This is a genomic window from Paenibacillus sp. FSL H8-0104, from assembly GCF_038050215.1.
Classification (GTDB): Bacteria; Bacillota; Bacilli; order Paenibacillales; family Paenibacillaceae; genus Paenibacillus; species Paenibacillus amylolyticus.
The window spans coordinates 197,189-221,810 of the sequence record NZ_JBBOTC010000001.1; the positions used below are offsets into that span (position 1 = coordinate 197,189).

Genomic DNA, 24,622 nt, shown 5'->3' on the forward strand with positions numbered 1-24,622 from the left:
CGTGGGTAAGATACTTAGGTGCCGTTGTTCGTGAGCCGATCTGGGTAAACTTTACTTCCGATTGGCGACGCGGTATAATATGTAGACGATTGAGCCTGTTGTATTGGATAACCTTGTACACATGCTCAGCCTGCTGGAATGTCTTCCAGCAATCTGTACTATTTCGGTGATGTGTCCTGTGTTATGATTACTCATGTAGCAGACAGGAATGCCGAGTTTGAAAGAAGCATCTTTTTACCTTGGAGGAAAAAGATGTGCAGCACCTTTGCTCCGTATTCACGGATTAATCCTGGAGCCCTTCTTCATTGAGGGGGCGTTTATGGATTCGACGGGGATAGTTCGAGCATGGGTAGCGGGTAGTGGGGACGCGTCCGCTTTATCAACGCTAAAGCCTATTAAACGGCAAACAACAAACAAACTACGCTTTCGCAGCCTAAGAAACTGTGTGCGTGCTTCTACCCTGCATCGCCCATGTGACAGGGATAGGGGCTAACTAGTAGTGGGATACGCTGTCACATCTCCGCCTGGGGTGTGCTGAAGAAGACAATCAGGCTGACCCAACGTATAGCCGGTTACGGGGCGATACTCGGGTGACATCAAAACTGTGACTACACCCGTAGAAGCTTATGTGCCGTTATCTTCGGACAGGGGTTCGACTCCCCTCGCCTCCATTAGAGTCAAAAACCATCAACCAGTAAATCTGGTTGGTGGTTTTTTAGTTTATGATATAATAAACAGAAATTTAGATTGGGGGACTCAGGATGTTTACAAATCGAAAACAACTCCAAGAAATTTTAAACAAAGCAAGTCAACATGCACGGAAACAAGCTAAAGAATCAGGCGCCTCTATTTATTATATAAAGAATAACAAACGCGTTCGTGAGGATGCTGCGGGTAATAAATTTGAAATTATATTTGATGCTACTGGGAAACGCCAGGAGTTTGAGTATCATGAGTGAAATCAGACCAGTCATGACGGTATTTGCTGGAACCAATGGAGCAGGGAAAAGTACACTCAGTATGCAAATGAGAGAGTGGCTTGGTGAACTGGTTGATCCGGATCAAATTGCAAGAGAGTTGAAGCCAGAGAATCCGCGCAGTGCTGACCTGTCTGCTGGCAGGGAAGCTGTGAAAAGAATCCGATCTCTCATTAAAAGTGGTGTAAACTTCGCTATTGAAACGACATTGTCCGGATCATTTGTTTTAAAACATATGGAAATTGCAAAAGAAAACAGTTACGAAATTGTCGTATACTATATCGGCCTTGAGGATGTGCAAATGCATATAGATCGTGTTGCCTCTCGTGTTGAACAAGGTGGACATTGGATTGCAGAAGAAGACATTCGTTATCGATATGGTCAGTCTTTGAAGAACCTTAAACCGGCTCTATCTATCGCAGATCGGGTTATCATCATTGATAATACATACGAGCCTTTAATTGTTGCTGAAATCATACAGGGTGATTTGATCTATTGTGTTGAGTCCATACCTGCTTGGGCTAATCCTGTTCTTGTGGGTTACTGATACACGGGACATCACAACAGTGACTATACCCGTAGAAGCTTTTGTTCCGTTATCTTCGGACATGGGTTCGATACCCCCTCACCTCCATTAGAGTAAGCAAAATCCACCAACCATTGTTCTGGTTGGTGGATTTTTATTTTATGATATAATAACCTAAATTATATAAATGGAGGGAATCGAGGTATATGTAGGTCGAAAAGCTTTAAGAAAGTATATCAGGTACATTTAGGTTCTGAAACGTATATAGGTATCTATAGCCTGCTTTAACTAGACCAAATTATGATAATAGAAAATACATACGGGCCATCCATTGTTATGAGGATTTTTAATAGCTTGTTGATTCTATTTTGTGGAGCCTACGTTGATTTGTGCTCGAATTTAGTATTAAGAAATTAGATTAGGTAACATCCATACTGAGACTACTCCCCGCAGATCTTTGGAAGAGGCTTGACTCTCAGGGTCTATTTTATGAAAAACTAATTTTATAGTGTGTAACATTACATAGCACAATGTTGATTCTATAACAGAGTAAAGGAGTAGTTATTTTGGATCCGTACTTATATTTGTTTTTTCATGTTCTATCACATGCTCTTCTTGGGGCGGTAATTGCATACTGCTTTTTGCCAAGGGATACATGGAAAAATCTTATGATATGTCTATGTTCGGGTGCACTGTGTGGAATATTTCCTGATATTTTTGGGGATAGAAGTGTAGCTCCGTGGTCTCATTCTATATTGTTTACACCCCTTTTAGCTTTAGGAATAGCATATTTGACAAAACTGTTCTATAAAAAGACAAGTTTCAAATTAATCTGGGGATCTTCTATTTTGTCTGTCTTGTTTGGACACTTATTTTTAGACTATATGGGACATGATTTACCAGCATTCTATCCCCTTAGCGATAAGTCATATATTATGGGAGCCATTACATTGGGAGATCCATGGATATGGTTTCCATTAATTATTGGTCTTGGATTGAGTGTTTTTTTGAGGAACAAGCCTAAATTACCCGTAGTTACTTCGATACTATTCATATTGGTATATTTAGTTTTTCGAATAATATCCAAAGAAATAATCGAGCATAAAGTTCAAGTTCAACACCCAGTTCCTGAAAAGTCATACATTATAGTGGAGCCCGATAGTCATTATGAATTTCCTTTAGATCCCAGAAAGTGGTTAGAGTTCAGGTTTCGAGTCATCAGTCCTCATTTCTCTAAAGGTGGTGATGCGGGTATACTGGGAGAGAAATCAGACAAACTATTCTGGTACGATTTTTATCCAGTAGCCTTTGAGATAAATTTATCAAGAGGAAAGTATGTTCCAATAAATTCACAGGATTCTAAAGTTGTGATATCTGTTACTAAGGAATGGAAAGAAGCGGGTTCTAACTTTATTCAGGGAAAGTATGATGGAAACCTTTTTACCTACAAAGAAACCACCAATGGTCAGTGGGAAGAAGTTATACCGCAATAGTTTTCTACAGTTTCTATCCACCATCAACCAGCGGTCTGGTTGGTGGTTTTTCTGTTTATGCTATAATCTTTGTAAAATAAGCTGATGCAAGCCTAATTTACTCTGTAATCTCCCAAAGGAGGCAAAAAAGCATGAGCGAAACGCAGCAACATATCTGCGAGTTTGTTGCAGGGATACAAGCATATGTCTCGCCAGTAAATGTGATTAATCCTTGGAGAGATTATGTGACGGGCTATGATATCGGCCCCGAAGCGGTGAAGATTCGTTCTGAACATTTGGTCAGGTATTTGGAACCACGAATATCCAAGGCTCGGTACATTTTTATTGCTGAAGCCGTGGGATATCAAGGGGCGAGGTTCTCCGGCGTACCTTTGACGTCCGAGCGAATGGTTACCGGGAATCACTCACTGGTGAATCACCAGATGATTTTTGCAGGTGATCCGGGTGTCCGAACAAGCCTGCCCAATATCGCCAAACCTAACCGGAGTCAGGCACTGTATGGTTTCGCAGAACCGACAGCATCCATCATATGGGGCGAAGTGTTATCCAGTTCAAGGTGGAAACCAACGGACTTTATATTTTGGAACATCTATCCCTTTCATCCTTATCAATCTGCCGAAAACAGGATGACGAATCGAACGCCGACTTTGGCAGAGTTGGAGGATGGTGTGGTATTCGCCAGACAGCTTATGCAACTGAATCCTGATGCTCAGATCGTGGCTATTGGCAGAAAGTCAGCAGACACGTTAAGCTCCCAACTCATTAAACATCACCATGTTCCTCATCCTGCAAATGGAAGGGCAGTACAATTTCAAAAAGCAGTAAGGTCAATGATCTAGCCCATTTTGAACTGGAGAAATGTAAGGCTGACATATGCATTTTTATCGTTCAAGTGCCCTACACATAATGTAATGTCCTATCATATAAAGATTGGTTGGTGAAGCTAAATGAATGAAAAATACTGGCTTGTGGTGCAATATCCGCTGAAGAGCGCGCAGGGTAGCAAACGTGATCATTGGTTGAAGGAAAAGGTGATGGAATATCTGGAAACCGTTCTGACCCAGGCGGAGTTGGGAGAGGTGGATGGATGTGACCTGGGCAGCCGTATGGCTGATCCGAAGGAATATGTAATGAACATTTTCTGTGTGGTAACGGATGAAGATCGGAGCATAGCGCTAGTTAAAAAAGTGCTGAGAGAGAGTCGGTTGGATTATACCCGCATCCAAATCGCTACGATGCCATATGGCACAGAAGGAAGCTATACGCTGAAATATGCCTCCAAAAAAGGAGTTACCGAATTCTCGCTTTGATCACGATTCGCTGTTTCTTACCATAACGAACTCTGTACTTGTCCTGCCCGAGGGCAGTTTGCCCCCAACATTTTCCCCACTTAAATTCATCATACGAGAAGACCATAATTGGACTTCCCAGCCTTAACCACTCGATCAACACTCTGTAAGTAGTAAGATTATGCCCGTAGATATTGTAATCTTGCTCAAAAGTATGCCATATCAAGGTAGACGTTTACCATCTTCTTTTGTGTACTCAGATCCTCCGTCTCTCCCCCGCTTCTCTCTCCACCCGGCACAAACCCCAACTTATTATCTGTACCTCCAACATTTTATAAAGCAGTACTTCTTGCGGCTCCAATTAGGGGCCCCTACCCGCAGCATTCACCACGATCAGATCCCCAAAGCCTCATTTCACTTCACTCAGTCAAGCTATATCCAAGCGATAAAAAGAGTTGAGCCTCCTCCATGCACAGTCCTATAATATACAATTGTATAAAATCCGAGAGAGTGGTGGATATCACAACAGGTCATCCGATCACAACCGATAAACCCATCACACATCGGAACCAAAGGAGGTCACATTGAATCAAAGAGCCAAAGATGCAACAACAGATGAAGGAGCAAGAGAAGTAACAGAAGGGGATGAAAAATAGAAGTGAAAGCAACAGCCCAATCAGATATTGAGAGCGATGCAGAAGCAAACGCAAATGCAAAAGCGAACACCAGCGCAATGAAGACGAATTGGACTCCCCGTTTCAAAGCGTTCATTCAACGCAAGCCCAAGACGCTGGCTTTTAAAATCCCGTTTGCCTACTTTGTCATTATTCTGCTAACGGTGGCGTTTAGTGCGTTGGTTTTGAATCGAATCTCGGAAAATGACGCGCAACGAAAGATCAATGAAGCATCACTGCAGACAATTACATCCATTGAGACCAACGTTAATCTGATGATCGAGAACGTGAACAATTATTCGAAAATGATTTTCTCTGATCCCAACTTGCAGAACCTGCTGCGGCAGGGCAATGTGTACTCCAATTTACAGACACAGTCCAAGGTCAGCGCGTATTTGACCAATCTTATGCAAGCGGTTCCAATTATCGATTCAGTATATATTTACGATAATTCGGGGCACCGATTCTCGGTTGGTACACAGGAATGGCCCACGTTTATGGAAGCAAATGTGAAGGAAGCGCCGTGGTACGAACAGGCACTGAAGCATAACGGAAGATATCTGCTCAGGCTGAATGGTGGCAACAACGACAGCGGAGTCTCGGCGACGGGGGAGAATGATGGGCAAGAGGTGGTGTCGTTTATTCGCCTCATTCGGGATTTGGATGATACGTCTCCGCTTGGATTTCTGGTCATGAACATCAAAGGCAAATCAATCGCTCAGGCCTATGCCAACCTGTCTGCACCGGATTCATTTCAGGTGGCCATCCTGGATGAGCATCAGCGGGTGATTGCAACCAACGCTACCGATGGAAAGAAGTCCGTGCCTGCTGTATCCGGCGAATCCATATCTGCGGCTTCTGGACAGGAAGGGATGTACGAGATGTTAGAGGCCAATCAGGCCAAGTTAAAACAAACATTTCAAGAGCAATTCTCCGGCTTCATCACCTTGCAATCGGGTGGTCAGGAATATGCGGTTACCTATCGTTCGTCTGGTGATGATCAGTGGAAATTCATCAGCATGAGCCCATACCAGGCTACCGATACCCGCAATAAATCCATGGTGATGCTTGCGCTGATCCTACTGGCGGTAAACGGGACTGTCTTTTTTGTCAGTTCATTCATCATCTCGCGCAGCGTCATTAAGCCGATTCACAAGCTGCTTCGCTCCATGCAGAAAGCACCAAGCGGCAACTTCCGCAAAGTGACGGTTGAGCTGAACAGTTACGAATTCGCACAGCTATATGGAGGTTACAACCAGATGATCGAGCAGATTGAGCAGATGTTAAAACGCATCATTCAGGAGCAGCAGACGATCCGCCGAACAGAGCTGAATACACTTCAGGCGCAGATCAAGCCGCATTTTCTATACAACACACTTGATTCCATTACCTCCCTGGCAATGTCGGGTATGAACGAAAAGGTATGTGAGCTGTTAGAAGCGCTCGGAAGTTATTATCGGCTGAGTGTCAGCAAAGGGCGTGAACTGATTACACTGCACGAGGAGGTTGAGATTGTACGCAATTATCTGACGATCCAGCAGGTGCGATACCCCGGTGTATTTGAGGTGCAGTACGATATCGATTCAGGCTGTGAACGAGTGATGATTCCCAAGCTTGTGCTCCAGCCGTTGGTGGAAAATTCGCTGTATCACGGTATTCGTCCCAAAGGCAGCCCGGGCACGATACGCATCCAAGCTCGTCGATCCAAGGAGGGAGTACTTCTAACGATCACTGACGACGGAGTCGGCATGTCCGAGGAAGAAGTGAAGCAGATTCAACGAACAGAAATGAACAGGTCTAATCGCTCGAACTCATCTAACCCATCTAACACTTCTAACTCTTCTAATCCTACTCATAACTCTAAACACAATCCAAGCTTTGGCTTGTGGGGAACGATGGAGCGGCTTCGCATTTTCTATGACAGAGAAGATGGACTCAAGCTGCAGAGCGAAGTTGGAAAAGGAACCACCATTATCATAACGATCCTGAAGGGAGCCGATGAATCATGGAATTAACTGTGGAACCATTAAAGGTATTGATTGTGGATGATGAGTACCTCATCCGAAATCTGCTGCGTATGCGTATCGATTGGAAGCAGCAAGGCATGAGCATCATTGGCGAGGCCTCCGATGCTGAAGAGGCTTTGAATCAGGTTGAGCTGTTGCGTCCAGACATTGTGTTCACGGATATATACATGCCAAAGATGGACGGCATTGAACTGAGCGGCATCCTCATGGAGCGTTACCCAAACATAAAAATCGTCGTTGTGACGGGACATGATGAATTTGAATATGCTCGTCAGAGTGTGAAGCTGGGCATATCCGATTTTATTTTGAAACCCATCCGTGCTTCTGAGTTATTACAGGTTACGACGAAGCTGCGAATGGCAATCGAGCAGGAGATGGGGCGTGAGTACGAGCTGATGAAGCTGCGGGAGGAGATGAAGCAGAGCTTGCCTTATCTCAGGGAGAGGTTTGTGAATCAATGGTTAAGTGATGTGATGCCTGAGGACGAACTACAAGAGAAGGCGCGTTTCTTTGGCATTCCTATCTCATCTGGTGAACCAGGATCACGCATCGCAGTAATGGAGGTGGAGGTTGCTGTACCGCAAGCGAAGATAGCTGCACCAGAGGTATATCCACATCTGTCCGAACCATATCACCAAACACTCCAAACACACCAAGCACACCAAACACATGAAGCACATCGAGGACCCCAACAACAACATGGTCAGCCCCAATTAAGCCAGCATCAAACAGAAGCCCATCGACAACCCGCTGAGGAAATACATATTTTGCTGCGAATGGTAGGCATGAAGCAGGTGCAGGCATTTTATCCGCAGGATTCACAAACCATTATCGTCATGGACCCGCATAACCGGATAGTTGTGCTCTCACTTGGTGCGGATACGGAATTTACCAATCAGGTACAGCAGCTTCAGGAAGAACTTCAACATACACTTAAGCTCGAAGGGTGTGAAGTTGATGTGACCGTAGGGATTGGGCAATGGCAATCAGGATGGGGAAGGGCCTGTGTGGGATACCGGGAAGCTTGTCGTGCACTCGATTATCAGGCGTTTGTGGGGAAAAATCAGGTTATTTGCTTCGAGGATCTGGTCATCGAAGGCGGTAAGAGGCCCTACCACTCGGATGCTCAGTTGCTCCAACAACTGCAATTTTACGTCAGTGTTGGTGCGGGGGAAGAAGCCGTATTGTTGCTGGAGCGTATGCTGTCTGTGCCGTTCTCGGACGTTTCACAGTTTCGGATGGCAGCCATGGATGTGGTTACGGAGTGCCAGCGTGCCGCCATAGAGCAACAGCTTGAGGGAGAGTACGCATTGAACAAAGAGGCCGTTGCGGCCATTTTTACAGCAGGTCATCTGCCTGAACTAAAAAGCATGCTGGAGCAGCATGTCCGCACGGTATCGGATGTCATACAAGCCAAACGACAGGCCAAGGAAGGTAATCTGATCGACCGGGTGATGGCTTATCTTGAAGAGAACATGGGCAATGCGGAAGTGGGGCTTTCCAGCACCGCGGCTGCTTTTTACGTAAGTTCGGGCCATCTGGGGCGACTGATGAAAAAAGAAACCGGGCAGACATTTGTGGAATATATGACGCAGCTTCGTATGAGAAAGGCCAAAACGTTGCTGAAGCAGACCGATTTAAAGGGGTATGAGATCGGGCAGCAGGTAGGCATCCCGGACCCGCATTATTTCAGCGTCTTGTTCAAAAAACATATCGGTCGGTCCATGAACGAATATCGGAATGTAAAAACCTAAAAAACGAGAATGTACCCCCCCCCACACTACCAGTTCCAATTCCACATATGTTCGAATATTACAAATCGATGCCTGTTTTCTAAATGGAGAACAACGCACAGTTCGCCTAAAATATGGGCTAGAACCAACTAAAACACATAGGGAGGTCCATAGAGATGAAAGCGCTATTAAAAAAATCAGCAAGTCTAATTTTGACTCTGGGAATTGTAATCAGTCTGGCGGCATGTTCAACCGGTTCGTCCGGTGGTACACAGGGGGAGAGCGATGGAAAGATCAAGCTGACGCTATGGGATCAATCGGTTGGCAATACCGATCCTTCGGCCAAGCTGCTGCCCGAGATTGTTGAGAAATGGAACAGCGAGCATCCGGACATCCAGGTTGAACGTACGGGCACGACAGGAGAACAGTATAAAACCAAAGTCAAAACATCGATTGCGGCTGGTGAAGCGCCAGACCTGTTCTATGGCATGGGTGGCGGCAGCTTCATGCAGCCGTACATCAAATCCGGCAATGTGCTGGAAATCTCAAGTTACCTGACGGACGATATCAAAGAACGAATGGGCCCGGGAATGGCTGAGGCCATTAATATGGACGGCAAAATCTACACATTGCCCGTGTACACACATATCGCCAATCTTTACGTGAATACAGAACTGTTCGAGCAGGCGGGTGCCAAGATTCCGACCACCTATAACGAACTACTGGATGCAGTCTCCAAGCTGAAAGCGGCAGGAATCACACCGGCTGTGATTGGAGAGAAGGACCGCTGGCCGGGCATGTACTGGTACGACATTATTGCGATGCGTCAGGCAGGCAATGCTGCCGTGATGGAAGCCTTTAAAGATCCGTCGAAATGGGATTCGCCCGACTTTGTAGCCGCCGCGACCAAAATGCAGCAGCTTGCACAAGCAGGAGCATTCAACAGCAGCATGTTCAGCATGAGCTATGACGAGATGCTGGGGGCATTTAATGCAGGCAACGGGGCGATGATGTTCCAGGCCAACTGGGTGAATGCAGGAATTGAGGACCCGTCCTCCGCTGTCAAAGGCAAAGTGAAAGTGATTCCGTTCCCGGTATTTGAAGATGGCAAAGGCACAAATACCGAAATCTTCGGCGGAGCCGTCGATGGTTTCTACATCAACCAGAATACCAAGCATTCGAAGGAAGCCGTGGAATTCCTCATGTATCTGAGCGAGCAGCTTGGTACACAAGGTTTCCTGGCTGGAGCCGGCCTGCCAAGCTGGAAAACAGATACACTCGACACGTCCAGCCTGTCCTCCTTAGATTTGTCTGCGGCAGATATTATGAAAACGGCGACCTCATTCATCGCGTGGTGGGATAACATTCTGCCAGCGGAGTCTGCCGAAGCGCACAAAAACCTGATTGCCCAACTGCTTGCCGGCGATGTAACACCGGAGGAGTTCTGCAAACAGATGGCACAGCTCAAACCAACAGAGCTGAGCCTGTAGGTTGCGCAGGTTATTATGCACGCAATCCTTACACGTGTATGCTCGTGAGCATGCCAAGCTGAAGCCTGCTAACAATGAAGATGAACCCAAACAAGGCGTGGTCCGGAATATCCCGGTCACGCCTTTGAGAGGAGAACAACAATGAACTCTGTATTTTCCAATAAGGGTACGATAGCCGTCTTTGTACTGCCCACGCTGCTTCTGTTCTGCGGCATTGTGCTTATTCCGATCTTTGTCTCCAGTTATTACAGTCTGCTGGACTGGAATGGCATAGGCAGGGGGACATTTATCGGCCTGGACAACTATGTAGAGATGTTTAAGGATTCTCGGGTGCTGAATTCGATCAAAAACTCTCTCTTATTCGCGGGTGCTTCGGTGTTCATTCAACTGCCGATCTCGTTGGTGCTCGCACTGATTCTGGCGTCCAACGTCAAGGGGGAAGGCTTCTACCGGACCGTGTATTTCATCCCGGTGTTGATCTCAACGGTGGTTATTGCCCAGTTGTGGTCAAAAATCTACAATGCCGATTATGGCCTGCTGAACGTGCTGCTGCAAAGTATCGGCTTATCCAGCCTGGCGCAGGACTGGCTGGGGCAGAAGGACACCGCGCTGGCGGCATCTTTTATTCCAACCTTGTGGCAGTACGTGGGGTATCACATGCTGCTGATGTATGCAGGTGCGAAGTCCGTGTCTCAGGATGTACTCGAAGCGGCTCGAATGGATGGTGCTTCCCGTATTCGCACGGCGTGGTCCATCATGATCCCGCTGATGAAGCCGATTCTGAAGGTAAGCCTTGTTTTTTCGGTTATCGGTGCATTCAAGGTGTTTGACCTAATCTATGTGCTGACAGGTGGCGGGCCATTTTACACTACTGAAGTGCCAAGCACGCTGATGTACGCTACCATTTTTGATACGTTCCGGTATGGATATGGCAGTGCGATCTCGGTCTTTATTATTGTGGAGTGTTTGGTGTGTACGATCCTCATTAATTCATTGTTCAAAACGGAGTAGAGGGAGGCATAAGGCATGAGTACCGTAGAAGTCATGTTGCATAAAAAGCCCAAGCCGAGGTCCATCTCCGGACCGATCGGGAAAGTGTTCCTGCAAGCGTTTCTGATCCTCGTCGCGATTGTGCAGATCTACCCGCTCATCTGGCTGGCGCTGTTTTCCCTGAAGGATAACAGTGAGATTTTCAGCGGTGATGTGGCCGGGTTGCCCAAAGCGTTTCTGTGGAGCAACTACACCAAAGCAATGTCCGACGGCCATGTGCTGACCTATTTTATGAATAGTGTGCTGGTTACTGCGGCCTCCATTGTCTTGGTACTGATCCTGTCCTCCATGACGGGTTACGCAATCACGAGAATGAACTGGAAGCTTAGCGGGTTGACGATGACGATTATTTTGCTGGGCATGATGGTGCCGATTCATGCGGCGCTGCTGCCATTGTTTATTATTTTGAAGAATCTGAGCCTGCTCAACAGTTACTGGTCTCTGATCATTCCCTATGTGGCATTTGGCATTCCGATGGCGGTATTCATTCTGGGCAGTTTTTTCAAAGGTATCCCAAGAGAGATGGAGGAGTCGGCGGTTATCGACGGCTGCGGCATATACCGGACGTTTTTCTCCATTATCCTGCCTCTGGTAACCCCGGCTATATCAACGGTAGCCATCTTCACATTTCTGTCATGCTGGAATGAGCTGATGTTTGCAGTTACGTTTATCAATAACACGGCTTACCAGACGTTGACGGTGGGTATGATGTCGATGGTGGGAACGTACATTACGCAATGGGGTATCATTGGTGCTGGACTGATGATTACGACAGTGCCAACGGTGGTCATCTATCTGCTGCTGAACAAACAGGTGCAGAAGAGTATGATCGCAGGTGCAATCAAAGGTTAGCTGGAGGCTGGACTGGAGGGCGTGGCGGTAGAAGGGCTTACTGCTCGCTCGCTGTACTCTCTTTCTGGTGGATATCGGCTTGATTTGGGATTTCGCAAGGTGTGATCTCTGGACTAGACCGGAGCCTGTGGTCATGGAATAATAAGGGGGTATGTAGCAGGCAGTTGCAGAGAGGGGTCATTATTTATGGTCAATATCGCGATGGTAGAGCAGGAGTCTGTTCGGGAAAAGGTTGTGGCGTTCACGTTTGATGATGGGCCACATCCGGTGTATACACCTCAAGTGCTTGAGATATTCCGGCGTGCCGGTGGGCAGGCGACGTTTTTCATGATTGGCCAAGAGATAGAGAACCACCCGGAGATTGCGGCGGAGGTGCACCGTGAAGGGCATGAGATCGCCAACCATACGTACACGCATCCGGATCTGACCAAGTTGACGCTGGAGGAAGCCGGAGAGGAGCTGCAACGTGCAGAAAATCTTGTTCAAAAAGTTACGGGGCAACCTGCCCGCTGCTTCCGACCGCCGTATTTTGGCGTAAACGATGATATATTGTCTCTGGCGGCGGAACGTGGATATCGTACGATTGGTGCGGTGAACGGTGATGCAAGGGATTGGGACAATCCCGGCGTTGAGCACATTCTGGAGCATACTCGGTCAGTAGTGAAACCCGGCAGCGTGCTCATATTCCATGACGGGTACGGGGATCGTTCCCAGACGGTGGAGGCGGTTCGTGTGCTGGTGGAGGAACTGGTCGCGGAAGGGTACCGTTTGGTGACGGTGAGTGAGTTGTTAGACATTTCTCGTGAGCATGATGCAAAGACGACATAATCAAGTGGGCCCATCATTCTTTGAATGACAGGGTCTTTTTTTAATATATATAATACATAGGAAGAATGAAGCGGGAGCACAAACTTTGCTTGCCCTCTCAAACTACTTTATAATAATAGGCTAAACTAGATTATGTCAGGAGGAAACAATGGACTTTATCAGAAATCAACTAGAAGAACTCGGCATGAGTGGACCCTCCATTGGTTATCTTTCAAACATCATTATGATTATTTTTATAGCAGTGATCTCGATATTGGCGAATGTGATTGCCAAGCGAGTGGTACTGAAGACGGTTCATCGTATCGTAAGTAACAACCGTTTCAAGTGGGGCCATATTGTGGTTCAGAAAAATTTATTTCAGAAGCTGTCGCATCTTGTGCCAGCCATTATAATCTATTATTCTGCTTATATTTTCTCGCCCTATCAGGCCATAATTGAAAAATCAGCAATGACCTATATGATTGTTATTATGATTACGGTTCTGAATGCTCTGCTGAATGTCTTCGATGATATCTATCGTACCTATGAGGTGTCGAAGATACGCCCAATCAAGAGTTACATTCAGGTAGCCAAGATTGTCCTGTTCATTATCGGGGGCATTATCGTTATTTCCAGCCTGATCGGACAGAACCCACTCATTATCCTTAGTGGACTTGGGGCGTTATCGGCGGTATTAATGCTCGTATTCAAAGACTCAATCCTGGGCCTCGTGGCCGGTGTACAGCTATCGTCAAACGATATGGTGCGCGTTGGTGATTGGATCGAGATGCCAAAGTATAATGCGGACGGTGACGTCATCGACATTACATTGAACACGGTAAAGGTTATGAATTTTGATAAAACGATTACGATGATTCCAAGCTACGCCCTCATTTCGGATTCGTTCCGTAACTGGAGAGGCATGCAGGTGTCCGGCGGCAGAAGGATTAAGCGGAGTATCTATATTGATATCAGCAGTATCCGTTTTTGTACGGAAGAGATGGTAGCTGAATTTGAGAAAATCCACTACCTGACTGATTATGTCACGGCAAAATTGAAGGAAATTCAAGCATACAACATGGAGCACGAGGTGAATACCGAAAGCAACGTGAACGGCAGACAACTGACAAACGTCGGTGTATTCCGGGAATATATCCATCAATATTTGAGGAATCATCCAAAAATCAATAAAGATATGACGATGATTGTGCGACAATTAGCACCGGAAGATCGCGGGCTGCCTCTGGAAATCTATGCATTCAGCAATGATATCAACTGGGGTGTATATGAGAACGTTCAGGCGGATATCTTTGACCATATCTTCGCGGTGGCGTCAACATTTGGACTACGGGCCTTCCAGAATCCAACCGGACATGACATTGTGCAACTGAAAGAGGATAAGCAATATGCACGAGAGTATTAAGAAGATTTATCAAAATAGATGTGACGGCCACCATATTGGTGGTCGTTTTTACGTTTGGATGCCCCTCCAAATTGGCCATGGGTGAGAACACGTCGAGTGTTGGTAAGTTGGCTAATTTTAAAATTACAGGAACAGATCCAAGTGCTTTATTTATGAGACTGACGGCACAGTTCTGGAATCGGGATCAAATACAGTTAGCAAAACAGAATTACTGTAAAAACAAGTAGACAATATGTATTTCTTTACATTATAATCTAATTAATTCCATATTTTGAAAGGGGTGATTTGGAGCTTTTTCTGATCAGGCGTGTCTATGAACGAGGGAAAAGCATGGAGTCTCTTTGGCGTGCTAACTTTTCAAAAGAAATGGAGGGAGAATGAAATGAAGAAAACATTGTATTCTGCTATTATGATGACGCTTTTATCAGGATCGATTGTGGGTACGGCCTTGGCGGATAATTACGAGTCGAATGACACTTTGAGCAGCGCGTATAAAATCCCAACGCAAACGGTGGCCACTCCCTACGGTCCGGCTTACTGGGGTGGAAGTGCTTGGTCTTATCTATCTTCCCCGACAGATGTAGACTACTTTACATTCAGAGGGCATGGCAAATCTGTCGTGCTGGGTTCTCCTTCCGGTTATGATTACGATTTGTACGCCTATGACAGCGCTGGAAATTTGGTTGCTTCTTCTACGAATACGTCAGGAGCGGATACGGTTCTTGTCGACTACAATAATGTATATTTTAAAGTGGTAAGCAAAGATGGAAGATACAGCGATACCGATGCTTACAGCGTAACCTTTTATAAAAGGGATGTCTGGGTGCCGTGACCAGCTCGTGAGAGTAAAATAACGTTAGGTATCGTAGACTTTAATGCTTCCGTCTCATGAATAGGAACTCTACCGCCTCAATGAGGTAGTAGAGTTTTATTTATTCAAGCCAATGGTCTGGAAGAATGGGTTATCATTTCCCCACTTGAGTTCATTGGAAAATTTAATGGAGGTGAGTGTCGTGGCACGTGCATTAGTTGTGATGATTCCTGCAGAAGGCCATATCAATCCGTCGCTTGGATTAATCAAGGAACTGGTTGAGAACGGTGATGAAGTGGTCTACTGTTGTACCGAAAAATACCGGACGAAGATTGAAGCGATAGGCGCACAATTTAAAGCATACTCTTTCAACGAGGCAACTCTGCTCAATAACCCTGGAATGAAGCCATTCGAACTCAAGCATCCTTACCAATTTTTATATATGATATTGAATAAAGTGATTCAACGCTTTATACCAGATGTTCTGAATCTGATCGAACATGAAACCTACGATTATATCATTTTTGACTCCATAATAGGCTGGGGAGGACAAATTCTAGGTGAGAAGTTAGGTATACCAACGGTATGCTCAACCAGCACCTTTGTTTTTGTGGAGCCTCTTGGATCAGACAATCAACTGAATGATGATACGGAGGAGGTCAAGGAGCTATATAATAGCATCGTGGAAATGTCCCAGCAAATAGCTTCCCAGTTCGATGTGGCTGTACCTTCCCTGGCGGAACTTTCAGGGCATTCAGGACAACTGAAGATTATCTATACAAGTCGTTATTTTCAACCCATGGGGGACAAGCTGGACGACAGCTTTGTGTTCACCGGCCCATCCATTATCCCACGCAAGGATGCGCCAGCTTTTGCAAATGAATCTCTGCATGCTCTTTATAAGCAGGTCGTTTATATTTCGATGGGAACCATTTTAAATAAAGATCTTGATTTTTATAAGCTTTGCTTTACGGCCTTTCGTAATTTGCCTGTGCAGTTTATATTATCTTCTGGGAAGGATACCGATATAGAGCCCATTGCTGATCTCATTCCTGACAATTTCATCATAAGACCCTATGTCCCTCAACTGGAAGTGTTGCAGTGTGTAGATGCTTTTCTGACCCATGCAGGCATGAACAGTACCAGCGAAGCTTTGTATTACAATGTACCATTAATCATGCTTCCGTTAACATCGGATCAGCCGCGTGTAGCAGGCCGGGTACAGGAGTTGGGAGCAGGGGTCATCGTGGACAAAAATAACCTTACACCCGATGTGCTTAGAAACGCAGTATTAGAAGTGCTCGGTAATGCCTCCTACAAGGAGCATGCTGAGGTTATTGGGAAAACGTTACGCGATGCTGGCGGGTATAAGCAGGCTGCTATGGCTATTAAGAACTTTATAGGCAATCAGCCGTTATCGGCGACGCCCATCTCTTCGTTTGAATGAAAAGGAGAGCGTTCTTCATGAGAGCTAGAAGAGGAAGCCGTCACCCGACTAAAACGGAGTGGTGACTTCCAATTGATTCAAGCGCGTATGGAGGGGTAGATAAACGGAGAGGGGCATTATTTTTACCATATTGTTCGTATACCTTTTGCAAAGGAGAGTCTTCAGATGAATCATCAAATTCCGGAATATACATTGAACGATGGCTTGAAAGTGCCTGCAATTGGATTTGGTACCTATAGTTTAAAAGGTGAAGAAGGCGTTGAATCGATCGCGTCCGCAATGGATACGGGTTATCGATTAATTGATACGGCGTATAACTATGAGAATGAGGCAACGGTGGGCAGAGCAATCAAACAAAGCTCCATCGCCAGAGAAGAACTGCTCATTTCCTCGAAGCTGCCGGGGCGTTATCACGCTCATGATAAAGCACTTGTGGCGATCCAGGAATCCCTGTACAGAGCGGATCTGGATTATTACGACCTGTATCTGATTCACTGGCCCAATCCGAAAAAGGACATGTATGTCGAGGCATGGCAAGCACTGATCGAAGCCAAAAAACGTGGATATATACGATCCATTGGAGTCAGCAACTTCCTGCCTGAGCACAATGATCGGCTGATTAAGGAAACGGGGATAGCGCCGAGTCTGAATCAGATTGAGCTGCATCCGTTCTTTGACCAAGCCGATCAGCGGGAACAGGATAAAAAGCATGGCATCGTGAACGAATCCTGGAGTCCGATTGGACGTGGCAATGATGCCGTACAGGATATTCTGAAGGATGAGAACATTCTTCGGATTGCGGAAACGCATGGCAAAACGCCAACCCAGATCATTCTGCGCTGGCATGTTCAACTGGGTTCCATTCCCATTCCGAAAGCCGGCTCCTTGCAGCATCAACAGGAAAATATCGATATATTCGATTTTGAGTTGAGCACAGAAGAGATGCAGGTCATCTCTGCATTTAATCGTCCGGATGGACGTTTGTGGGATCAGGACCCAAGCGAGTACGAAGAATTTTAAAGAACGACAAATGAAGGGCTGCTCTCATGTCAGATATGACAGGAGGCAGCCCTTTATTGCTTTATTGTTGAAGCATATTAAGCAATGTTGCAGTTTTTCATGTTGCGTAATTTCTGTTTACTGTTCAGCAGGGATACGGAAGGTCAGAATCTCATACGGTTTGATATCAAAAGAAATTCGACCATTTTCCACGGCGCATTCCGCTTCGTTATTCTCGAGCAAATCACACGCGTACGCCGTAGCACCTGCTCCCTCAGGCAATTGCAGGGAAGCACGGCTGCGGCGGCCATGTGCTTCGTAGACTCGGATGATCATATCATCGTTGTTCTCGGCTTTTTTGATAACCTCCAGCACGACATTATCCTGATCGACCGATGCAATTGACCATGTTCCCGGCAACGTACCGGTTTGCGGACTTACTTCACGGGCAACCAGCGGACGGTTGAGATCATAAGCAGCTTGGATGACACGTCCTTCACGGAAGTCGCCCTGATGCGGATAGAGCGCGTAGGTGAATACGTGCTGCTCTTTGTCGGCATTTTCATTCGGGTACGTTGCGCTCTTGATCAGCGACAGTCGCATCACCGAGTTATGAATATCATATCCGTATTTGCAGTCGTTCAGCAGAGCAGCACCGTACCCGTTCTCCGCCAGATCGGCCCACTTCTGCCCGCATACTTCAAACCGGGCTTGATCCCAGCTCGTATTACGGTGGGTAGCACGCTCAACGTTGCCATACTGGATTTCGTAGACGGCCTTTTCACTCCAGATATCCAGCGGGAAAGCGGCTTTCAGCAGCAAATGCTCCTGCTTCCAGTCCACAAACGTACGGAAATCAATCCGGCGCGTATGCGCGTAGAAGATGATTGTCTGCTCAATGACCGAGTCCAGGAACTGTCGCTTCACTTGAAGCACGGAACGTACCGGCCCACTTTCAACCCACTCCAGCGACTGCAGGTCATTAATCTCCCACATATGCTGTTCATAATAATCGTCAATGTTCCATGCCTCGTATTCCGCAGGTCGATCCTCGAACACTTGCAGCACGTTACCACGCTTGCCAGACTGAAGCAGCTCACGGCCCTCCAGCTTGTCCCATACGGATGTGAACTCGGCACTTTCATTCAGGTGAATATTGTACCAAGGTGTATGGATGTGGCGCCGATCTGCTTCCCACTGTGCAACCGATACGCCCGCAACAAGCTCGTCTGTCAGATCTGGTGTGATTCGGAAGGATTTATACCCGGATGCAGGCACGTTCTCTGCAAGGAACACAAGTCCGCCTTCGGGAGTCCGCTGGCTTGGTACAGGGCGATCTCCATCATAGACGGTTACTTTTCTCGCAAAAGCAGGCAGTTCAACCACATCCGTCCGTACAAATCCGGTCGTGTTGAATACTACAATGGCTTCGCCATCAGATGTAATTTGGCTTGCAATGCCGTTCAGCGCACTGTCTTTCAGCTCATCCGTGACACGCAGAACTTCTTCATACTGCTCCTTGGAATCCACATATACCTGCTCAATGGAGCTGCCCGGGAGAATATCATGGAACTGGTTCAGCATCGTGAGCTTCCACGCATGCTCCAGTGCATCGGTTGGATAGGCCGCATGTGCATTCGCCTGACGATGAATCATGGCATATAGTTCGGCATCGGCCAGCGCAAATTCGCTATGACGGTTATACCGTTTGTTGCGCGCCATGGAAGTGTAGGTACCCCGGTGATACTCCAGATACAGCTCACCCGACCAGCGAGGAACGGAAGGAACATCAGCCAGATTTTGCTCCAGCTTCTCGAAAAACTCGCGTACAAAGGTGCGTTTCACCGCGGGTACACCCGGCAATCCGACATCGAGTCGTCTGCCATGCTCCAGCATCTCTTCGGTTGGTCCGCCGCCGCCATCTCCAAATCCGAAACATTGAAGCACATCTGCATTGATGTTTTTGTTCTGGTATCGCTGCCATGTACCTTTCACTTGCGAAGCATTAAATCGTCCATTATAGGTCGTTTCGAAGCGACGCTGCCTGAAATCAGGGTGTTTGTCATAGTCTGTTGCTGTGATAAAGTGGGTCAGGACCTCTGATCCGTCGATTCCTTTCCAGTACATCGTATCGTTTGGAATTTGGTTTGTATCATTCCAGGCAATTTTGGTTGTCATAAAATAATCAATGCCGCTCTTGCGCATAATCTGCGGCATCGCTGCACTATAACCAAATACATCCGGCAACCAGAGCACACGGTTCTCCACACCGAATTCTTCCTTGAAGAAACGTTTCCCGTATATAATCTGACGAATCATGGATTCACCCGAGATCAGGTTACAATCGGCTTCCAGCCACATTGAACCTTCCGCTTCCCAGCGGCCTTCGGCCACCTTTTCTTTGATTTTTTCATATAGGGACGGGTAGTCTGCTTTCAGGTATGCATACAGCTGGGGCTGAGAGGACATAAAGGTATACTCCGGGAACTTGTCCATCAGATACAATACACTCGCGAAGCTACGAATGACCTTCTCCCGAGTCTGATCCAGCGTCCACAGCCATGCCACATCGATATGCGTGTGTCCGATACAGTGCACGGTAGGGATGTGATCACCGGCAGGGCGGATATCACCATAGACATGATCTTGCAGATATCGGCGCGCTTCCAGTACCGACGCATGGAATTCTGCACTGTTTTCCTGACGCAAATCCAGCAAATTCACGGCTTTATTCAGATGTTCGACCAACTTCAGGCGCTCCAGATCATCCTCACGCAACAGATCCGCAGCATCCAGCGCAGCCTTGAGATCGTAATACAAATCGGAGACTTGCTGATGATGCTCGGCGATATATACATTTAGAAAAACATCCGCAGCAGACGTACTGCAATACGCATATAATGCCAGTTCGAATTCATCACCTTTTGCCGCAGCGGGTGTCAGGTCAATTTCCGTATGGTTCACGTCTAGACCGCAGATCAGTTCCCCATTGAGGAATGCTAAGAATTGCGGATTATCGTAATTCCAGATGTCATCAGCACCAGTAACGATGGTACATACGACCTTTTTTCCTTCCAGATGGTCCGGGATTCGAATGCGGGTTTTGAAGCAACTGTGTACATCTTTGCCACCCCAGCCATCACCCTTACGGAATACGTTCCAGGAGGAAGGGTCCTCATGCACCAGTTCCCAGGAGTGGTATCCACTTTCTTTATGATAAAGCTCAGGGATATATGTCTTTGAGGTTAGTCGTGCACGTTCCAAGTGTTTCACAATGGTATGGATTCGAGTATATAAGGAATTCATTTTCATGTTGGTTTCCCACCTTGGTTTGTAGTAAGTACAGGCTGTAGTCGTTGTTGGGGCGAAAATACTGCAAGCGCTAACATATCAACTCTATCATAACAAAAGAGAAATGGGCGAAACTACGTATTGTATGCTGAAAATAACGTCTTTTTATTGCATTTCATGCTAAAATAAAATCATTAGAATCAGGATAGGGGGCATGTCCATGACACCATCGGTTTTGGCATACGAGCAAGGATATGCGATCCATGTGAACCAGCCTGGAGATTCACTTTTTTATCATCTGGATTATGACGAGCGCTCCCATGAACTGAATATGGAATTTCAGCATTTCCATGATTTCTATGAAATCTGTATCCTTCTTGATCGAACAGCTGCGCACATCATTGAAGGTAGTTTATATGAGATCCAGCCTCTGGATATCGTTCTGTTGCGGCCTTCATTGCTGCATAAAACGCAATATCCGAAGGGTGCTCCGCCGAAACGATTGATGATCACCTTTGCCATGCCACGTAATACACCTGGTCTTGAGAGCGGTTACACAGAGTTGTTCTCGATTTTTGATAAACCGGTCCCTATATTCCGATTTACAGAAGAACGGCGCCAGGCGGTATTGAACCCTTTAAATGAAATCTATGCTCTATCACAGGATCCCTCCGCACTTCATTCAGTCGCGATCCATAGCAAGTTTGTTGAGTTTCTGTGTGCGATCCATCGATACTCGGCTGAGAATAGCTACGTTCGTGAAGAGACAGGTTCGTCTATGTCGCAGCGGATGTATGCCATTGCATCGTATATTCACAGTCATTATCAGAATGAACTGTCGCTCGAAGAGATCTCCAAACGGTTTTTCGTGAGTGCTCATCATCTATCCCGTCAGTTTAACAAAGTCACAGGTTTTACGTTTACCGAGTATATTCAGATGACCCGAATACGTAACGCCCAACAGATGCTCCTGAACTCTAACCAAAAAATCACCGAAATTGCTGCACAGTGTGGCTTCGCCAGCTTCTCTCAATTCAATCGCATTTTCAATAAACTGAATGGCATGTCACCGAGCGCATATCGCCGTAGCAGACATTCACAGAGTGAGCGTGAACTGATATCTTTGGGTAGTCCTGAGCGCTGATTGAAGACAGAGATAATCTGGGGATGTCAGTGGAGATGTGTTGCATAAATCGCGACAGCCAAGAATGTATAGAGGACTAATAAAAAAGGCAAACCCTCTAAGTTACAAGGGAATGCCTTTTTCTTTTTCCTTCTATATAAAGATACGTCTACCTGGAGATGGTCCTCCTGACCAGACTCACTCTCTCACTCATGTCCCCGTATGACGGCTACTCTTAAACTTGATCCTTCGGCGCCAGCTCAATAGCGGAGCGGATGGCAGCCAGCATGCTTTTATCATCTGCGATATTTTTGCCAGCGATATCAAAGGCCGTACCGTGGTCAACAGACGTACGGATGATACCGCCTTTCAGACCAACGGTGATGTTCACGCCTTCCTCAATGCCCATTACCTTGATCGGTGCATGGCCTTGGTCATGGTAGCAAGCTACGACGATATCGAAGTCACCGCGACCAGCGCGGAAGAAGAGTGTGTCCGCCGGGAGTGGACCAACGACGTTAATGCCTTCCTGCTGTGCACGCTCAATGCCGGGCTGCAGTTTCTCTTCTTCTTCTCCATTACCGAACAAGCCGTTCTCCCCGGCATGAGGATTGATTCCGCATACGGCAACGCGCGGATTCTCAAAGCCTGCTTTTTTCAACGTATCATGAGCAAGCTTCACGACGGTGTAGGTTCTTTCCGGGTTAATACTTGCAATGGCATCGATCAGACCCATGTGTGTTGTCAGGTGAATAACGCGCAGATTAGGCGTGGTCAGCATCATCGAGAAGTCCTGCGTATCCGTCAGGTCAGCCAGAATCTCGGTGTGCCCCGGATACAGGTGCCCCCCTTGATGGAGAGCTTCTTTATTCAAAGGCGCGGTGCAGATGGAGTGAATCTGCTGTTTTTTGGCAAGATCAATGGCCTTGGCGAGAAACTGGAATGCTGCATCTCCAGCCACGGCAGATACTTTACCGTATTCCAGATCCGCAGGAACGAGGTTCAGATCAATCACATCCACAGTACCGAATTCATACTTGGCTTCAGAAGGCTCTTGAATCGCGTTAACGATCAGACTTGAACCGATGACAGGCAACACACGCTCCAGAATCTTCGCATCACCGATAACGAGTGGATTGCACTGATTGTACATCTCTTGATGACCCAGTGCTTTCATAATAATCTCCGGTCCAATACCTGCTGCGTCGCCCATCGTAATTCCAATTGTAGGTTTCATACAAGAATACCCCCTTTTAATTTTTGAATCGCATGGATAAAGACATCCGGTTTACCGAATCCGCCTGCTTTGGTAATCACATGCAGATCATCAATCCCGATAAACTTGGAGATCGGCACGCCGATTTCAAGCTCATCCAGCAACTCGAAGCCGCTAATATTCCATTTCAGACAGATTTGTTTTGCTGTATCGCCACCGGTCATGGATACCCCTTTGAACAATCCCTCTTCCAGCAGTCTGGCACAGATCTCACCCATCGCAAGTACAATCTCGTTGCTGACTTCCGTGTGATTGAGACCACGAATTTCGCCCGTTGCTCGTGCCAGTTCGATATCCACCTGTTCAGCGGTGGAGTAGAGGACAACATCTTGTCCTTCCAGCGCTTTGTCTCGAACCTCGTTATAGACACGTTCCATCTCTTCCGCGCGGTCTGCGGTCGCGGATACCGCTTTGAAGGAATGGAAGGAGACTGAAGCTACGCGGGACTTGCGCATCAAGCGATGCAGCTGCTCGCGGGAGTTTTTGTTCACGCTGCCAACCACCGTTAGGATTGGACCGGGATTCTCCGGGATATCAAGTGACGCAGCCCTGGATTCCAACTCGTAATGTGCGGGGAGGTAATTGGCAATGCCCGCCGAACCTGCCCAAGTAAAGGTATACTCCAACTCACGAGTCATCTGCAGAATCAGTTCCAGATGTCTTTCTTCGGTGGAGTCCACCATTACATACGGAATGTTATTTGTTTTCAACTGTTCTAGCTTGGTGCGAATATGATTCTGCCCGGCTTCCAGATCGGCGACGGTGATCTCGCCAACTTCGTACTTGGTCTGTTGTTTCAACAAGTCCGGAAGGTAGGAAATCGTTACAGGTGTCTTCGGATCATGGGCAATTTCAGTATCTGCCAGCGGAACGCCGTTCAGGTAATGAATTCCTTCCAATATCGTCCGGTTATTTTTTGGATATCCCGGGGCAATCATCATAAAGTCCGGCTTTACGACATCATATACAGCATCAATCTCGATGCCGATATTACCACGCATGGTGGAGTCCATTTTTTTGAAAATCGTCTCAAATCCGTTGTTCGTCAGCAATTCAGCAGCCTGGTATACACGGTCATACGCTTCCTGCGAGGATATGGAACGACTATCTGTATCAAAGACGACGGCATCGTAACGTGTAAGAGGGCCTTCATCTACATTAAAAAGAACACTGGTCTTCAAGCCATGACGGGCAAGCTGCACCCCGCTGTCATTGGCACCGGTCAAATCATCTGCAATAATGGCTAATTTCATGCAGTCATCCCTCCTTGTAAGCACATTTTAATAAAAAGTCCGTTCAGATCATCCATTAAGCACAGATTAAGCACATTAAAT

General features: G+C 46.7%; 19 protein-coding genes and 1 other RNA gene. 17 read left to right on the forward strand and 3 right to left on the reverse strand.

Annotated elements, in window-relative coordinates; genetic code table 11:
* Positions 1 to 309: 309 nt before the first annotated feature.
* From ssrA to NST38_RS01035, 16 genes are all read left to right on the forward strand, one after another.
* Positions 310 to 674, forward strand: a transfer-messenger RNA (tmRNA) gene (gene ssrA, locus NST38_RS00960).
* Positions 675 to 761: 87 nt separating this feature from the next.
* Positions 762 to 959, forward strand: a complete 198-nt coding sequence (locus tag NST38_RS00965; RefSeq protein WP_036674733.1) for a hypothetical protein — start codon at positions 762 to 764, stop codon at positions 957 to 959.
* The gene (locus NST38_RS00970) at positions 952 to 1,524 is read left to right on the forward strand and encodes a zeta toxin family protein (RefSeq protein WP_036674731.1); all 573 of its coding nucleotides are present in this window, start codon (positions 952 to 954) and stop codon (positions 1,522 to 1,524) included. Before NST38_RS00965 ends, NST38_RS00970 begins: the two co-directional genes overlap by 8 nt.
* A 545-nt stretch (positions 1,525 to 2,069) precedes the next feature.
* A complete protein-coding gene (locus NST38_RS00975) occupies positions 2,070 to 2,996 on the forward strand; it encodes a metal-dependent hydrolase (protein ID WP_076254286.1) in 927 nt (308 codons plus the stop codon).
* Between the two features lie 131 nt (positions 2,997 to 3,127).
* The gene (locus NST38_RS00980; protein WP_036674727.1) at positions 3,128 to 3,835 is read left to right on the forward strand and encodes a uracil-DNA glycosylase; all 708 of its coding nucleotides are present in this window, start codon (positions 3,128 to 3,130) and stop codon (positions 3,833 to 3,835) included.
* Between the two features lie 108 nt (positions 3,836 to 3,943).
* Positions 3,944 to 4,306, forward strand: coding sequence for a hypothetical protein (locus tag NST38_RS00985; protein ID WP_036616245.1), 363 nt, complete (start codon positions 3,944 to 3,946; stop codon positions 4,304 to 4,306).
* Between the two features lie 637 nt (positions 4,307 to 4,943).
* A complete protein-coding gene (locus NST38_RS00990) occupies positions 4,944 to 6,974 on the forward strand; it encodes a cache domain-containing sensor histidine kinase (protein ID WP_076254283.1) in 2,031 nt (676 codons plus the stop codon).
* Positions 6,965 to 8,740 carry a response regulator gene (locus NST38_RS00995; protein ID WP_076254281.1) on the forward strand — a complete coding sequence of 592 codons (1,776 nt, stop codon included), beginning with the start codon at positions 6,965 to 6,967 and terminating at the stop codon, positions 8,738 to 8,740. The genes NST38_RS00990 and NST38_RS00995 overlap by 10 nt, the downstream gene beginning before the upstream one ends.
* Before the next feature lie 155 nt (positions 8,741 to 8,895).
* Positions 8,896 to 10,209, forward strand: a complete 1,314-nt coding sequence (locus NST38_RS01000) for an extracellular solute-binding protein (protein ID WP_076254279.1) — start codon at positions 8,896 to 8,898, stop codon at positions 10,207 to 10,209.
* Between the two features lie 141 nt (positions 10,210 to 10,350).
* Positions 10,351 to 11,220 carry a carbohydrate ABC transporter permease gene (locus NST38_RS01005; RefSeq protein ID WP_076254278.1) on the forward strand — a complete coding sequence of 290 codons (870 nt, stop codon included), beginning with the start codon at positions 10,351 to 10,353 and terminating at the stop codon, positions 11,218 to 11,220.
* 15 nt (positions 11,221 to 11,235) lie between these two features.
* Entirely contained in the window at positions 11,236 to 12,111 is an 876-nt protein-coding gene (locus NST38_RS01010; RefSeq protein WP_047841470.1) for a carbohydrate ABC transporter permease, read from the forward strand.
* 186 nt (positions 12,112 to 12,297) lie between these two features.
* Positions 12,298 to 12,939 (forward strand): polysaccharide deacetylase family protein, encoded by a 642-nt coding sequence (locus NST38_RS01015; RefSeq protein ID WP_076254276.1) that lies wholly within the window; start codon positions 12,298 to 12,300, stop codon positions 12,937 to 12,939.
* A gap of 148 nt (positions 12,940 to 13,087) precedes the next feature.
* The gene (locus NST38_RS01020; protein ID WP_076254274.1) at positions 13,088 to 14,341 is read left to right on the forward strand and encodes a mechanosensitive ion channel family protein; all 1,254 of its coding nucleotides are present in this window, start codon (positions 13,088 to 13,090) and stop codon (positions 14,339 to 14,341) included.
* Between the two features lie 382 nt (positions 14,342 to 14,723).
* Positions 14,724 to 15,173 (forward strand): hypothetical protein, encoded by a 450-nt coding sequence (locus tag NST38_RS01025; protein WP_036616266.1) that lies wholly within the window; start codon positions 14,724 to 14,726, stop codon positions 15,171 to 15,173.
* 181 nt (positions 15,174 to 15,354) lie between these two features.
* Positions 15,355 to 16,599, forward strand: coding sequence for a macrolide family glycosyltransferase (locus NST38_RS01030; protein WP_036616269.1), 1,245 nt, complete (start codon positions 15,355 to 15,357; stop codon positions 16,597 to 16,599).
* A 165-nt stretch (positions 16,600 to 16,764) separates the two neighbouring features.
* A complete protein-coding gene (locus NST38_RS01035) occupies positions 16,765 to 17,619 on the forward strand; it encodes an aldo/keto reductase (protein ID WP_036616272.1) in 855 nt (284 codons plus the stop codon).
* 117 nt (positions 17,620 to 17,736) lie between these two features.
* Here the strand turns inward: NST38_RS01035 and NST38_RS01040 are convergent, their stop codons facing one another.
* Positions 17,737 to 20,910: an alpha-mannosidase gene (locus tag NST38_RS01040; protein ID WP_051447420.1), complete on the reverse strand. Its 3,174-nt coding sequence runs from the start codon at positions 20,908 to 20,910 to the stop codon at positions 17,737 to 17,739.
* A gap of 199 nt (positions 20,911 to 21,109) precedes the next feature.
* Between NST38_RS01040 and NST38_RS01045 the strand changes: the two genes are divergently transcribed.
* Complete coding sequence (locus NST38_RS01045) at positions 21,110 to 22,033, forward strand: AraC family transcriptional regulator (RefSeq protein WP_076254272.1); 924 nt, start codon at positions 21,110 to 21,112, stop codon at positions 22,031 to 22,033.
* A gap of 214 nt (positions 22,034 to 22,247) precedes the next feature.
* Here the strand turns inward: NST38_RS01045 and pdxA are convergent, their stop codons facing one another.
* The gene (gene pdxA, locus NST38_RS01050; protein ID WP_076254271.1) at positions 22,248 to 23,249 is read right to left on the reverse strand and encodes a 4-hydroxythreonine-4-phosphate dehydrogenase PdxA; all 1,002 of its coding nucleotides are present in this window, start codon (positions 23,247 to 23,249) and stop codon (positions 22,248 to 22,250) included.
* Positions 23,246 to 24,541, reverse strand: a complete 1,296-nt coding sequence (locus NST38_RS01055; protein ID WP_076254269.1) for a four-carbon acid sugar kinase family protein — start codon at positions 24,539 to 24,541, stop codon at positions 23,246 to 23,248. The genes pdxA and NST38_RS01055 overlap by 4 nt, the downstream gene beginning before the upstream one ends.
* Between the last annotated feature and the right edge of the window lie 81 nt (positions 24,542 to 24,622).